We start from the raw sequence: 14,734 nt of genomic DNA, 5'->3' as shown, positions 1-14,734 counted from the left end.
GGTGGTTTTTTGCTATAAGCATGGACTACACCACCCGCATAGCAGGTGGTTTTCTGTTTCGCACGCTTCGCGAGCTCAACTGGCTTAAGCCATAATAAAGAGAGGCCTCGGAGAAAATCTCCAACGCCTCTATATCATAATTTATGCTTGACGTATCTTAATTAAGCATTAACGAAGGGGTGACAGCAACTTCCCCGCTCTATCATCCCTGCTCTTGCCGTTCTCACCCAATAGATCAGCCCCATTTCCAATATAGGCTTCAGATTGTTAAAGGATTTGGCCTATCCAAAAATATGAGAGGTTGATGTAAATCGTGATTGGCCCCCACCCCACTCAATACAACACCTATTTCCTTACGACAATGCCAACATCGCGTTCATATCCTCTTCGGCGGTAGTAATCAACTTTAATCCAAACATCTCTACCAGCACATCAAGCACCCCCGGCGAGATAAATTCAGGCGGCTTCGGTCCGATGCGAATATCCTGAATGCCAAGGCTGAACAGACCGAGCAGAATGGCGACCGCTTTTTGTTCAAACCAGGAAAGTACGATGCTGACGGGCAGTTCATTTACAGTACAGCCAAAAGCATCAGCCAGGGCCAAAGCAATTTTAACGGTCGAACCTGAATTATTGCACTGCCCAAGGTCGATATAACGCGGAATGCCTGTGTCCCCTACGGTGCCATAATCTACATCATTAAAGCGGAACTTTCCACAAGAAGTAGTTAAAATAACAGTATCATTCGGCAAGGAGGTCGCCAGTTCACGATAATAATTTCCGCCTGTCCCCGGTGCATCACAGCCTGCAATGACGAAAAAGCGGCGGATATGTCCGTCTTTGACGGCTTGAATAATCTCAGGAGCGAGTCCGATCACGGTTTCGTGGTGGTATCCGGTCGTGAGCACCTGCTCGGAGTCTATATTTACCGCAGGCAGCGATAAAGCACGCTCGATCAGCGGGGAGAAATCATCATTGATAATCTTTGTGACACCTTCCAGCCCCGCTACTTCATAAGAGAAAAAGCGATCCGCATATGTGCCTTTAATCGGCATTACGCAGTTGGTGGTCGCGAGAATAGCACCCGGGAACTGCTCGAACAACCTACGCTGATCGTACCAGGCCTTGCCTATGTTGCCTTTTAAATGTCCATATTTCTTAAGCTGCGGATATCCGTGAGCGGGCAGCATTTCCGAGTGGGTATATATATTGATACCCTTCCCTTCTGTTTGCCGCAGCAGTTCCTCCAGCGCGTACAAATTATGTCCTGTCACCACAATGCATTGACCTTCAATTTTATTCTGACTGACTGTTACCGGCTGCGGAATGCCAAAGCGATCCGTATGCGCTTGATCCAGCACGTCCATGATCCGTATCGCCGCATTTCCGACCTTCATCGCCATCTCCAGGTGCTCCTGCATATTAAAGTTGGAATTGGTTAAAGTCATGTACAAAGCTTCATGGGTAATTCGATCCACCTCGGGATCGCTATATCCTAGCTGCCTGGCATGCGTCGCATAGGCGGCAATACCTTTTAATGCAAAAATCATCGTATCTTGCAAGCTCGCTATAGTCTCATTCTTGCCGCATACCCCAACAACTTTACATCCTCCATTCGGCGTTTGTTCACACTGATAACAAAACATATCGTTAACCTCCGTAAATGAGATGATAGAATCGTTATCCACAACGTAACAAAACCAAAAAAATCCATGTGTGATTGCACTCACATTCTTTATTTCGAGTTCTTGAACTGTGGTGTTTATTGCGCATAACTGCCCATTAGCTTGATAACTCCAAACTAATCCTTTATTTGTCTGACCTAAGCTCATTAAGCGGTGGTGCTGCAGGTCATGCAGATAACCACCGCTTATTTGCTGCATGTATAGCTGTTGCTTCAACCCTAAAAAAACAGTCCCGATGAGATATCATCGGGACTAACTTCAGCGGTTCCATACTTTTTTATCATATGACCCTAATTGTCCGTTGAAAATAAAGTGGTAGACTGGAATTGTTGATTTGATACGGTTTTTAGGAGGAGAGAATCGGCTACCTTTAAGTAGTATTAGATTAAACTCCACAATAACGGAAGGCAGTCTTAAAACTTGGAAAATAAAGTCTTAGACTGCCTTTCGTTATTGAGCTACCGTTCTTCGTTAGCTAATCTACTTAGGAGACACGGTCATCTGAGTGTCTGGTAAACGAGGCCTATAGCTCCAGAATCAAATGTCTTGTTTTCGATAAGTTTAAGATTAATCTTCTCCTTGATACCTTGGAATAACGGCAACCCGCTGCCGATCAGGACGGGAGAAACCGTAATTTTATACTCATCTATTAAATCAAACTGCATAAGGTAGTGTGCGAACCTGGGACTCCCGAGGATGACTATATCCTTGCCAGGCTGCTGTTTGAGGTTCTTGATCTCTTCCTCGACATCTTCTTTCACCAGTCTGGAATTGTTCCATTCGACTTTCTCCAGCGTCGTGGAGAACACGATTTTGGCTGTCTTTTCGATCCACTCCGCATGATTACGTTCATACTGCGAAGCTGATGGGTTCGAAGGCACAGATGGCCAGTAACTGTGCATCATCTGATAAGTTCCACGTCCCCAAATGACAGTGTCAGCAGTACTCAGAATTTCTTTCGCGTGTTCCTCCAGATCAGCATTGTAGGAAACCCAGCCAATGTCCATTTCACCGTTCGGCCCTTCTACAAAACCATCAAGTGATGCATGCAAAAATAGAACGAGTTTTCTCATATTCGTTTCTCCTTCGAATTCGAATTTAGTTTGTTCGTTTTCTGGCCATTAGCCCGCGTTTCAAATCCTGCTGTTACGTTCATTATAAACCATCACGTTACATTCTAGTGGAAATCCGAATTTTTCGAAGACAACAATGTTGCGCAAAACTCCGTTAGTAGATCGCTACCGCTTGAGTCTAATACTTTATTTATCAGTCTACATCTTTATTTTCTTAGTTTATCAAGACCCAATTAATAAAAGCCAGATAAACTAAAGGATTTTATATATTATATATAACCAATATGCAAAACCCTTTTTTATCCAAACCTTTGAACATCTGTATTCCTTTTAGAACTTTCAAGTGACTATAAAGCAAGAACAGTGTAAAAGATAGATAATAGAAGCAGAAATACAAACGGAAACTTATCACAACTGTCAAGCAAACAAAAATAGAGGATGGTTAGCTTATATAATGAACTAACCATCCTCTATTTACGTTACTACAATTAACCCAATCTAATACTTTATATTCACTGAACACTAATATAAACCTATAACTACTCCTCTACTCCACCGTCACGCTCTTCGCCAAATTCCGCGGCTTATCTACGTCGTTGCCTCTGGCAAGGGAAGCATAGTAAGCGAGTAGCTGCAATGGTACGACGGACAGAGCCGGTGTAAGAATCGACAGCGTCTTCGGAATGGCGAAGGCCTGGTCGACGGACTTCAGAAGGCCGGCAACATGCTCCTCATGTGTGAGCGCCAGAACATCAGCGCCACGGGCTTTCACTTCCTTAATATTGCTGACGGTCTTCTCCAGCACGGATTCCTGCGTAGCCAGAGCGATGACCGGGATGCCTTCTTCTATCAATGCCAGGGTGCCATGCTTCAATTCGCCGGCGGCATAGGCCTCGGAATGAATGTAGGAGATCTCCTTCAGCTTCAAGGACCCTTCCATGGCCACTGCAAAGTCCAAGCCACGGCCGATGAAGAACAAATCCTCATGCTTGGCGATATGCTCAGCATAAACCTTGATGGCATCAACATTAGCTAACATGCTCTCCACTTGTTCTGGCAAAGCATGCATTGCTGCAATCATATGCGCGATCTCATCATCGGTTTGGGTACCGCGCACTTGAGCCAGATACAGGCTGAACAGATAGAAAGCGATCAATTGTGACGTATATGCCTTGGTCGAAGCGACAGCAATCTCCGGACCAGCGAGCGTGTTGATGACATCATCCGCATCACGGGCAATCGAGCTGCCTACTACATTCGTAATCGCCAGTACATGAGCTCCATTCGCTTGCGCTTCACGCAAAGCAGCCAGTGTATCTGCCGTCTCTCCGGACTGGCTGACAACGATCACCAGCGTCTCCGGAGTAATCAACGGCGAGCGATAGCGATACTCGGAAGCAACGTCGTACATTACCGGGATTCGAACGAGCCGCTCAATCACGGCGCCCCCGACTAGACCAGCATGGTACGCAGTTCCGCATGCCACGACGTGAACGTTGTTAATCGACCGTATTTTATCCTCAGTCAGATGCAGATCAGGCAGAATAATACGGCGCCCGCTCTCATCGATCCGGCCCAGCATCGTGTCGCGATATGCCTTAGGCTGCTCATGAATCTCCTTAAGCATGAAATGAGCAAAGCCGCCTTTTTCCGCAGTGACTGCGTCCCAATCGACATTAATCATTTCCCGAGAAATAAAATTCCCTTCAATGGTCATCAATTCGACAGCATCCTTAGTCAATACGGCCATCTCTCCGTCGTTCAGAATATACACTTTTCGCGTATAATTCAACAACGCAGGGATATCGGAACCAATGAAGTTTTCGCCATCCCCGATTCCAATAACAAGCGGACTGGCTTGGCGTACAGCAACCAGCTTATCCGGTTCATATTCCGTCAGTACTCCAAGCGCAAATGCGCCACGCATATAACTAATCGCCTTCTGAACGGCTGTTACGATATCACCATTGTACTCACGTGCCAACAGGTGAGAGATCACCTCAGTATCCGTCTCTGAGACAAATTCATAACCTTGGCTGATCAACTCATCCTTGAGTTCCAGATAGTTCTCAACGATCCCGTTATGCACCACAGAGAACTTCTTACTGTGATCCGTATGAGGATGAGAGTTCACATCAGACGGTTTGCCGTGAGTTGCCCAGCGCGTATGTCCGATCCCGGCGTTGCCCACCAATGGCGCATCCTCCAATTTGTGCTCCAAATTGGCGAGTCGTCCAGTCGCCTTGGTAATCTTCAGCCCATTGTTCGTATAAACAGCAATGCCCGCGGAATCATACCCACGATACTCCAGCTTCTTAAGCCCCTCAATTAATACCGACTGCGTGTCTCTCTTCCCAATATATCCAACAATACCACACATATTTATATAATCCTCCGTTCGAATTCTGCAGTTATGATCGCAAGCAGAATAGAAGCGGAAGACCTATCGCGCGGTATACAGGAGACAGAACTATTCAATTATCAAAGTACAGGTTCTACGATATGAAAAATATGAAAATCACATCAGCCCAACGTTCTTTTTTCATGAATGTCCACTGCTGCTCCGTTCACCGCGGATTCTTCCGCTCATCTCTTGCGTACACTCATGAGTTTCACTCATTAGACAATTAAATTATTTCTGCATCCATCCGTAAGGTTTGTCGGAACAGTCGCCTGTTCGTTTTGCCTTCACGGTTACGGTGTGATGCCACACCGGGAGGTCCCCGCCGAACATTTCGAACACCCCCACCTCGTCAGCTTGTATTTGCCGGTACAGGATTCTTAGCAGCGTCATCCGGATAACCGCTCCAAATCTCTTCCCGCGCGAAACCAAGCTCTGGCGCTTATCTTGCTTGTAACCTCACGACCCTCACTTTCTATACTTGAATATGCTTATTATATGCATCTGTGTTCCATTTTGCAATCATTCATCGCTCTACTAAAGCCTATTCAGCTCTCTGCTCTCCAAATGAAAGGCCTATATATACCAACTGTAGAGGGCCATCAAGCATTTGTGAGCAAATCCGCAATTATGCCCAATTATGGTCTTTCTGCCTCTCATATAACGCAACAAAGCCGCCTGGACAGCACTCTAACACCACTGTCCGGCGGCTTTACCCGTAAGAAAAATTAGATTATACCAGTTCAGTCTCTACTACTGTCACAATATCCGCAACTAACTGTTCGATTTCCTCTTTGTCTGGTCCTTCTGCCATAACACGAATCAGCGATTCTGTTCCGGATGGACGCACCAGGACGCGGCCATTATCACCAAGCTTGCGCTCTACAGCAGCTACAGCTTCCTCGATAGCGGCGTTCCCCGCATACTTGCTCTTATCCTGTACACGGACATTTACAAGCACCTGCGGGTACTTCTTCATCACATTTTTCAGCTCGCTTAGCGGTTGACCAGAAGCCAGCAAAGTATCGACCAATTGGATTGCTGTCAAAATACCGTCGCCAGTCGTATTATGATCGAGGAAAATAACATGCCCGGACTGTTCTCCACCCAGATTATAACCACCGCGGATCATTTCGGCCATCACATAACGGTCGCCAACCGCAGTTTGCTCCGTATTCAGAGACAGCTTCTTCATAGCCTTGTAGAATCCGAAGTTACTCATAACCGTCGAGACGATTGTGCTGTCCTTCAGCTTGCCAGCCTGGTTCATCGCATGCCCGCAGATGCATAGGATATAGTCCCCATCTACTTCCTCACCATGTTCATCTATAGCAATCAGGCGATCGGCATCGCCGTCAAAAGCCAGGCCGATATGAGCACCAAGGCGTACAACCTCTTCCTTCAAAAGCTCGGGATGCGTCGAACCGCAATGATCGTTAATGTTAAGTCCGTTTGGTTCAGCACCGATGGTATGGACCTCAGCGCCAAGCTCTCTGAACAGTCTTGGAGCCAGTTCATAAGCGGCACCATTCGCACAATCAAGCACAACCTTCAAACCTTCAAAGGAGTGGCTTATCGTCGTCTTCAAATGCTCCAAATATTTCAGCTTGGAGTCATAATCGACCGTGACCGAACCAAGCCCGTCACCGATAGGACGAGGAAGCTCATCTGTCTCTTTATCCAAAAGCTCCTCAATCTTCAGTTCCGTCTCATCCAGCAGCTTGAAGCCATCGCTGCCAAAGAACTTGATCCCGTTATCCTCTACCGGATTATGCGATGCCGAGATCATCACCCCTGCATCCGCCTTGAGCATCCGGGTTAATAGAGCAACGGCTGGTGTAGTGACTACGCCAAGCCGTACGACATCCGCACCAATCGACAACAGACCGGCGACCAGAGCCGATTCCAGCATAACGCCGGAGATCCGCGTATCCATACCTATAACTACCTTTGGCTTAGCTGCCTGGCCTGTTAATACATACCCGCCACAGCGGCCAATTCGATAGGCTAATTCAGCTGTTAATTCCTGATTTGCTATCCCTCTTACTCCATCCGTTCCAAAGTACTTCCCCATGATTTTCACTCCTCAAGTAATTTGTGAAGCCTATCATTAACCCCCACTATTGCTTTCACTGTTAGTCCCTGTGTTTGATTCTGTCGCACCATTTTCCCCAGTTCCATTTGAAGATCCCGTATCCGTCCCATCCGTATTATGACTTGGCGGTCCTTCAGGGTCCGTCGTAGCTGGATGCGAATCCTTCTCCGTCAGTTCCACTTCAATCTCAAGCGTCGCTCCCGATTCTACCAGCTTCACATAATTCGGCAGCGTTACCTTTAAGGGCACGGAATGTATACCCGCACCCATTTTAGATAAGTCAGCCTCAAGTATGATATCCTTCGCCTTCAGTCCGCTAAGCTGGTCAGTCGTACCCATGACCGTTAGAGAAAGCTTTTTGTCAGAGGGCTGTATGAATCTAGCAGTGAGATTCGCGCCCAGATTAGTTAAAGAGATCGGTATGTTATCGATTACCTTCTGTGAAGCTGGCTCAACCTTGATCGTCACTTGCACAGAACTAGGCTCGATTTTCTCAAATCCTTCAGGCGGAGTCAAGTTCACGGTATATTTCGTTTCCGGGTTACCATTATAATTATTCAGATTAACGGTGATTGGGTAAGCCGTAATCTTATCCATAGCCTCTTTAGGCCCGTATACGACAACCCCCTTCACATCTGTATCTACACCAGCCAGCACATACCCCTCCGGAAGCTGCCCTGATTGGCGCACCTCCAGTGGAATATTCTTATACGTCTTGTTAAAAGGGATATCAACATCAACGGTTTCCGGGGCAATCTCCGCGTTTCTCATCACTTCACCCTGTTTGTCATAGGCTACTAGCTTCACGGATTTCCCTTTGAGAGAATCATTCAGTCCGGTTATATCAACTACCCCTTGTACCTTCTGCAGATCATCGATCTCGCTCTCCGGCAGGGTTACCTTCACCATCTCCAATGCCGAGATCGGAGTTCCGACTTCAAAGCCTTTCTCCGGAACACCCTTGGTGATGATTGAAACAGGTATTTCCTTCGTTCGTTTCTCCTCAATCGTGACTTTTACGTAAGCCGGATCTATGGAGACAGCCTGCACACCCGGGGGCAATTCTGTCGTCAATGGCAAGGTAAATGTACCTGGCCCGACATCCTTTAAGTTCAATTTTACTTTGTAGTTCGAAAAGTTAGTTGTAAGATCGGTTTTTCTCCCCTTGACTTCCAATCTTACTTTGTCCGGATTCAAATCATATAGAACATATCTATCGGTATCAAAGCCCGTCACCTGAATATTTACATTATTGATCACCTTGGGCTTCAAATCCGGTGTAGTCGTGACGATTGTCGTTCCACTATCGATATGCACCATAGCCCACAGGATAACACTGAAGACCAGTGCAATGATCTTCACAATATTGTTATGACTCAACCATTTATCCATTCTTCTTGCCAGCCTCCTTCGTACGCCAGAAGGACTTACGCTTGTCATTCGGGCTAGAGTCCGGGCCAAGCTCTTCATACAATTTGGAGATCAGAGATTCTTCCTTAATATCCCTCACTACCTGTCCATCGATAGCCAGCGAGATTTGACCCGTCTCCTCCGAGACGACGATCGATACTGCGTCACCTACCTCACTAATACCAATCGCAGCACGGTGGCGCGTCCCCAGCTCCTTGCTGATAAACGGGTTCTCGGATAACGGCAAATAACAGGCCGCGGCTGTAATCTTATGCCCTTGAATAATAACCGCACCATCATGGAGCGGCGTATTCGGAATGAAGATGTTGATCAACAATTGTGAGGTGATGACCGATTGAATCGGAATGCCCGACTCTGTGTACTCGTTAATGCCTGTATTCCGTTCAAAGACAATTAATGCCCCTATTTTTCTACGTGATAAATAATTCAGCGCTTTAATAATCTCGCTAAGCTCACGGGCGAACTCTTCCTCATCTGCAATCCCCCGATTGAACAACTTTCCTCGTCCAAGCTGCTCCAGGGCTCGTCTAAGCTCAGGTTGGAAGATAATGAAGATCGCCACAACGCCAAACGTGAACATCTGGTTCATCAGCCATTTGAGCGTGTATAGGTCGAACCAAGTACTAACCGCCCAGATCAGAACTAGGACAAGCAGACCCTTCAGCAATTGGATCGCCCTTGTTCCCCGCACGAGCAAAATCAAATGATAAATGATATAAGTAACGATCAGAATATCAACGATATCCTTGATCCAGTCCTGCCAACCCATATTCGCAAAATAATCCATGGTGTAACCCCCGGTTTTTCTTCTAATTCAGGCCATGTGACTGACTAGAAGACGCTTATGTATATCTTATAAGTCTGCTCAGATATACAGCAATGTATTAATCAACCTTAATTGTATCTGTAAATTTATTTATTTCTCTAAACTCTAGGTTATAACGTTCCTGAGCCAGATGCAAGTTTGAAGAACATAGGTTCATCTGCAATATTAGGCATTTTTCTTTAATCGATAAAAATAAAAGACGCCTTCTTCTAGAAGAGGGCGCCAAGACCGTTATTTGTTACTTCCTGCTTACCTATAGGCGACATCTGAAAAAGTGTTGCTGATTCGGTACCATAACCAGTCCAGAGCCTGATCGATACTCTTGACCTTGCCTGAAATATGCGCGGTCGAAGCCTGATAATAAGAGCCATCGACTACAGTCACATTCCCTTCAACATTTCCCAGAATTTCAGCTTTACCGTTCTCTACGGTAAGATTCCCCGTGATAGTGGCGCCTTCAGGTACAGTAACGACATTTCCGTTAATCACTACCTGATCCAGATTACCTACCTTGACAATCAGCTGATCGTCCGCCTTCATTAAAGACAAAGCACTGAACAGCATAACGACCAAGAAAATCGCTGCCGCTGTCAAGGCCGGATGTCTCTTAATCACCTGAAGCCATGGCTGCTGCTTGCGTTGTCTTGGAATCTCATTCATGATTCGGCTTACCAACGCATCTGGAGCATCGATGCGATCAAGTCTTAATGTCGCGAACAACGTCATTTCCGTCTGCTCCAATTGCTGGAACAGAGCACTGCATGCAGGACAAGAATTCAGATGTCCCTTAAGCTCCACGGCCTGCTCATGCGTAAGATCTCCGTCGAAATAATCATGCATTAAAGTGGAGGCATGTTTGCAATCCATATCAGCCATTCCTTTCAATATCAATACTATGGAAAAACCATACGCAGTATGGAAGTAGTCGTCCTAACATACATTACGTTACGGAGCGAATAACGTTTCAAAAAACAAAATGAAATATTATAATCCATTTTTAAAAGACGGCTTTATGTTCCAGCTTCTTACGCAAAAACTCACGCCCGCGATGCACCCTGGTCTTGACCGTGGTTACCGGCATGTCCAAAACATCCCCAATTTCTTGAAGCGATAATTCCTGCAAATATCTTAGCACAATAACGGACTTGTACTTGGCAGGCAGGCCTTCAATCGCCTGATGAATCATCGCTTGCGTCTCGGATAAGAGGTATTCCGATTCCGGTGTCCGCTCATCGCCAGGAATCAGCGCATAACCATCCACACCTTCTTGATCATTCATACCTGCATCAAGATAGTAATTAGGCTTGCGCTTACGCAGACGGTCTATACACAGATTTGTCGCAATGCGGTAAATCCAAGTCGAGAACTTCTGCTTCTCATCGTATCGGTTGAAATTTTTGTACACACGCAGAAACGTCTCCTGTACAATATCTTCAGCCTCATGCCGATTAGACAACATCCGATATGCTAAATGAAATATTTTATCTTTGTATAAATCAACGAGTTCTGCAAATGCGCCCTGGTCGCCTTTACGCGCCAGCTTGACCAACCTCGTATCAAAATGATCAACCACAATAATTTCCTCCAGATCCATGGACGGGCTCCATCACAGCCTTATGCCTGTCCGGCTTTCTCCCCGATCTAGCAATCCAGGGAAAATCCCGTTCATCGCCGGTACTTCATTCAAATGTTAATTCAAGTGCTTGCAAAAAGCAATAGAATTAGCTCGATTCCAGGGACTTTATATATAGGAAAAGTCTCTATTACGTTCATCGGGGTATTACGATCTTGCCTATAAAAGAAACAGCCGGACTCCCCCATCGTATTAGGAGGAATCCGGCTTGAATTAGTCACATTAAACCTAATATCAGCCTGTATTACGAAGGCCAGCTGCGATTCCGTTAATCGTAAGCAGTACTTCACGAAGCAGTAATGCGTCATCCCGATTTTGCTCACGAGCAGCACGCAGTTCAGTTAATAATTGGACCTGCAAATAACTTAGCGGATCTACGTAAGGGTTCCGCTGGCGGATCGATTCCTGAAGCGCTGGCGCATCATCAAGAATTTCAGGCAACCCGGTAATTTTCAGAACCATTTCCTTGGTCAGATTGAATTCCTGCTCGATCTTGCCAAAGATGCGATCCCTCACTTCCTGATCACCGCACATTCCGCTATATTCTTTGGCAATAACCAGATCCGCTTTAATAATAGCAAGCTGCAGCGTATCGATCAAAGAGCGGAAGAAGGTCGAGTTGTGATACATATCCTGCAAAACTTGCAGCTTCTTCTCATCGTCTTGATAGAAGTTGTACAGACTTGTTCCCGCAGCGTACCATGCCGGGAAGAGATAGCGGCTCTGAGTCCAGGCAAATACCCATGGAATAGCGCGCAGATCCTCAAAGCGGTCACTATTCTTGCGCTTCGACGGTCTAGAACCGATATTCAGCTCACCCACCTCGCTAAGCGGCGTTGACTCTTTGAAAAATTTCAGGAAATCCGGATCGTGGAATACGAGATCCTGATATTTTGTTAAGGATGTCTCCGAGATGCCGGCAATGATCTCATCCCATTCCTCTTCTTGCTGATTATTCTCATCATACAGCTTCGAATTTATGGCTGCTTTGATTAATGCCGAAGTGGCTTGCTCCAGACTGCGATAAGCAACCCCTTTGAGAGAATAACGGGAGGAGATTACCTCTCCTTGCTCCGTAATCTTGATGCCTCCACCAATCGTCTCAGGCGGCTGTACCAAAATGCTGCGGTTAAGCGGCATTCCACCGCGCCCAAGCGCTCCGCCACGTCCATGGAAGAACTTCAGCTTCACGCCATATTTCTTACCCGTTGCGGTAATTTGCTTCAAGGCTACACGCAGTTCCCAGTTCGCTGTAACTACGCCGCCATCCTTATTGCTATCCGAGTAACCTAGCATGATCTCTTGAAGATCATTCATTGCCGCCACAGACTGGCGATAGATCGGCATCTCAAACAGACGGCTCATAATAGCCGGGGCTGCATGCAAGTCATCAATCGTCTCAAATAGTGGAACCGATTGAAGTGTGCTTACGACAGTGCCATCCTGATCTTTGTAGAACAGACCCACTTCTTTGGCAAAGACCATTACTTCCAGAATATCGCTGCCTGCTTCCGTCATACTGATCAGATAGCTGGTGATACACTGGGTTCCAAATTCCTTCTGAGCTCTGAAGATCGTACGGTATACATCAAGACACTCTGTTGTGCTCTGGCTATATTCCTGATACGGAGAAGTCAGCGGCCGAGGATCATTCAACAGCTGCTCAAGCAGCACCAGCTTCTCCTCTTCCTTCAGCTCTGCGTAGTTGCTTGTAATGTTCATCTTGGCCAGAATTTCGGTCATAGCCTTCTCATGCTCCTGGCTGTGCTGACGAATGTCCAGCGTCGCTGTATGGAAGCCGAATAGCTCTACTTGCCGAATCATTTGGCTAAGATGCGTATGGGCTACATAGTCCGCATAGTGATGACGCAGACTGCGATCAATTATTTTCAGATCAGCGATAAGCTCCCGAGCATTCTCATAACGTTCCGAGGTCCCATTTTTGGATTCATCCAGAACATTATGAAGCTTCTCTGTCATATAGGATAATTTAATGCGGTACGGTTCCTTCTCATTATGCCATTCTGGCGTCTTTTGAAGGGTAACCTGGAGTCGATCCTTCTGAATCGAAGCCATTAATTCATCCGTCACGTCTACAATCGACGTACTAAAGCTTAGATGCTTGAACATCCCGGCTAGGGCAAGCTGATACTCCCTAACAGCCATCTTGCGCTGCATTTTCAGAGTCTGCCAGGTCACTTCAGCAGTTACTGAAGGATTCCCGTCCCGGTCTCCACCGATCCAAGAACCAAAGCGCAAATATTTCGGCACATGCCAGTGATGCTCCGGATAGTATTTGCTCAAGCAGCGTTCCAATTCCTGATATACATCGGGAAGCACATGGAACAACGTCTCATGGAAATAATACATTCCATTTCTGACCTCATCGATTACCGTTGGTTTGCGGTCTCTCAATTCGTCAGTTTGCCAGAGCGTAATGACTTCATTCAGAAGCTTCTCTCTCAATTGTTCCCTTTCACGGAATGTAAGCGTAGGATTGTCAAGCTGCATTACATCATCAGCAATCCGCTTATGGATATCCAGGATAGCACGACGCTTAGCCTCAGTAGGATGCGCAGTCATGACGAGCTCCAGAGACATCCCCTCCAGGATCTCCTGCGCTTCATAATAGGTGAATCCATGCTCCTTCAGCTCTTGAACGGAAGCCTCTATGGATCCAGGCTGCACCGCTTCACCAGCTGAACGCTCGTAATCCCGTTTGCGGCGAATCCGATGATTCTGCTCAGCGATGTTGACCAACTGAAAGTAAATAGCAAATGCACGGATTACTTGGTGACGAATCTCGGGTTCAAGAGAGCTTATTAATTGTTTAAACTCTTCATGTAGATCCGGTATGAAAACCGCCCGCAAGGACTTACTCGTCTCTCTGATTTTCTCGACAATATCCAGAAGCTCATTGCCGCCTTGATGTACAAGGACTTCTCCCAGAATATTTCCGAGGAATCGGATGTCGCGCCTTAGTAGATTGTTCGAATTGCTCTTGCCGGCGGTAACCGCTATTTCAGTCATATTTCTCCCCCATTTCATCCCTATTCCGTCTTTCTAAAGCCTTCCTAATATAATACAATAAACTTCTCTGAAAATCTTCACTTTATTTGTAAAGAATTCAACATCCGACACGGTTAAATAAGGTAAATCAGCACAAGCAAACGCTCGCATCGCTCCGATAATACTGTAAAGCGGTAAAATCAGAAGGTATAGAAGTGCCTTCTCAAGGAAGCTAAGAACCATAAGTTGAACGCTTTAAAAATTTGAAGATTAGGCCTAAGCCCTCCATCCAAGACTGTTCTAAGAAAGAGCAGCCGCGATTCAAGGACATGCTCCATGCGATATAGAATATAAATTCTACATCTATAACAAAAAACATCATCGCGCTGATGATGTTGCTGCTATGTATGGAGCGGGTGATGGGAATCGAACCCACGCTACCAGCTTGGAAGGCTGGAGTTCTACCATTGAACTACACCCGCAAATGATGGTCGGGATGACACGATTCGAACATGCGACCCCCTGGTCCCAAACCAGGTGCTCTACCAAGCTGAGCTACATCCCGTTAAACATGATGTTAT

At 46.3% G+C, this 14,734-nt stretch carries 10 protein-coding genes and 2 tRNA genes; all 12 read right to left on the bottom strand.

The window, feature by feature from the left end; all coding sequences use genetic code 11:
- Positions 1–353: 353 nt before the first annotated feature.
- Positions 354–1,646 (bottom strand): hydroxylamine reductase, encoded by a 1,293-nt coding sequence (gene hcp / locus DMN77_RS23440; RefSeq protein WP_179016448.1) that lies wholly within the window; start codon positions 1,644–1,646, stop codon positions 354–356.
- A gap of 536 nt (positions 1,647–2,182) precedes the next feature.
- Positions 2,183–2,758, bottom strand: a complete 576-nt coding sequence (locus tag DMN77_RS23435) for a dihydrofolate reductase family protein (protein ID WP_179016447.1) — start codon at positions 2,756–2,758, stop codon at positions 2,183–2,185.
- A gap of 547 nt (positions 2,759–3,305) precedes the next feature.
- Positions 3,306–5,138 carry a glutamine--fructose-6-phosphate transaminase (isomerizing) gene (gene glmS / locus DMN77_RS23430; protein WP_179016446.1) on the bottom strand — a complete coding sequence of 611 codons (1,833 nt, stop codon included), beginning with the start codon at positions 5,136–5,138 and terminating at the stop codon, positions 3,306–3,308.
- 252 nt (positions 5,139–5,390) lie between these two features.
- Positions 5,391–5,552 (bottom strand): hypothetical protein, encoded by a 162-nt coding sequence (locus DMN77_RS23425; protein WP_157259335.1) that lies wholly within the window; start codon positions 5,550–5,552, stop codon positions 5,391–5,393.
- A gap of 340 nt (positions 5,553–5,892) precedes the next feature.
- A complete protein-coding gene (glmM, locus tag DMN77_RS23420) occupies positions 5,893–7,233 on the bottom strand; it encodes a phosphoglucosamine mutase (protein WP_068778525.1) in 1,341 nt (446 codons plus the stop codon).
- A 36-nt stretch (positions 7,234–7,269) separates the two neighbouring features.
- Positions 7,270–8,646, bottom strand: a complete 1,377-nt coding sequence (locus DMN77_RS23415; RefSeq protein ID WP_068778526.1) for a CdaR family protein — start codon at positions 8,644–8,646, stop codon at positions 7,270–7,272.
- Positions 8,639–9,472: a diadenylate cyclase CdaA gene (cdaA, locus tag DMN77_RS23410; protein ID WP_068778527.1), complete on the bottom strand. Its 834-nt coding sequence runs from the start codon at positions 9,470–9,472 to the stop codon at positions 8,639–8,641. The genes DMN77_RS23415 and cdaA overlap by 8 nt, the downstream gene beginning before the upstream one ends.
- A 288-nt stretch (positions 9,473–9,760) precedes the next feature.
- A complete protein-coding gene (locus DMN77_RS23405) occupies positions 9,761–10,378 on the bottom strand; it encodes a zf-HC2 domain-containing protein (protein WP_068778528.1) in 618 nt (205 codons plus the stop codon).
- A 130-nt stretch (positions 10,379–10,508) separates the two neighbouring features.
- Positions 10,509–11,105: an RNA polymerase sigma factor SigW gene (gene sigW, locus DMN77_RS23400; RefSeq protein ID WP_068778529.1), complete on the bottom strand. Its 597-nt coding sequence runs from the start codon at positions 11,103–11,105 to the stop codon at positions 10,509–10,511.
- Positions 11,106–11,378: 273 nt separating this feature from the next.
- Positions 11,379–14,174 carry a phosphoenolpyruvate carboxylase gene (ppc, locus tag DMN77_RS23395; protein WP_068778530.1) on the bottom strand — a complete coding sequence of 932 codons (2,796 nt, stop codon included), beginning with the start codon at positions 14,172–14,174 and terminating at the stop codon, positions 11,379–11,381.
- A gap of 387 nt (positions 14,175–14,561) precedes the next feature.
- Positions 14,562–14,635: transfer RNA gene (locus DMN77_RS23390), tRNA-Gly, on the bottom strand.
- Positions 14,636–14,641: 6 nt separating this feature from the next.
- Positions 14,642–14,718, bottom strand: a tRNA-Pro gene (locus DMN77_RS23385).
- Positions 14,719–14,734 lie beyond the last annotated feature (16 nt).

The organism is Paenibacillus sp. 79R4 (genome assembly GCF_013393165.1).
Taxonomy (GTDB): Bacteria; Bacillota; Bacilli; order Paenibacillales; family Paenibacillaceae; genus Fontibacillus.
The sequence above is the reverse complement of the archived record's forward strand: the minus strand, read 5'-3'. Positions and strand labels throughout refer to the sequence as shown.

Excerpts from the sequence above, each read along its gene's own strand:
- glmS (WP_179016446.1), bottom strand. The coding sequence starts at position 5,138 with ATGTGTGGTATTGTTGGATATATTGGGAAGAGAGACACGCAGTCGGTA.
- ppc (WP_068778530.1), bottom strand. The coding sequence starts at position 14,174 with ATGACTGAAATAGCGGTTACCGCCGGCAAGAGCAATTCGAACAATCTA.
- DMN77_RS23415 (WP_068778526.1), bottom strand. The coding sequence starts at position 8,646 with ATGGATAAATGGTTGAGTCATAACAATATTGTGAAGATCATTGCACTG.
- hcp (WP_179016448.1), bottom strand. The coding sequence starts at position 1,646 with ATGTTTTGTTATCAGTGTGAACAAACGCCGAATGGAGGATGTAAAGTT.
- DMN77_RS23425 (WP_157259335.1), bottom strand. The coding sequence starts at position 5,552 with ATGACGCTGCTAAGAATCCTGTACCGGCAAATACAAGCTGACGAGGTG.
- glmM (WP_068778525.1), bottom strand. The coding sequence starts at position 7,233 with ATGGGGAAGTACTTTGGAACGGATGGAGTAAGAGGGATAGCAAATCAG.
- cdaA (WP_068778527.1), bottom strand. The coding sequence starts at position 9,472 with ATGGATTATTTTGCGAATATGGGTTGGCAGGACTGGATCAAGGATATC.
- DMN77_RS23435 (WP_179016447.1), bottom strand. The coding sequence starts at position 2,758 with ATGAGAAAACTCGTTCTATTTTTGCATGCATCACTTGATGGTTTTGTA.
- sigW (WP_068778529.1), bottom strand. The coding sequence starts at position 11,105 with ATGGATCTGGAGGAAATTATTGTGGTTGATCATTTTGATACGAGGTTG.
- DMN77_RS23405 (WP_068778528.1), bottom strand. The coding sequence starts at position 10,378 with ATGGATTGCAAACATGCCTCCACTTTAATGCATGATTATTTCGACGGA.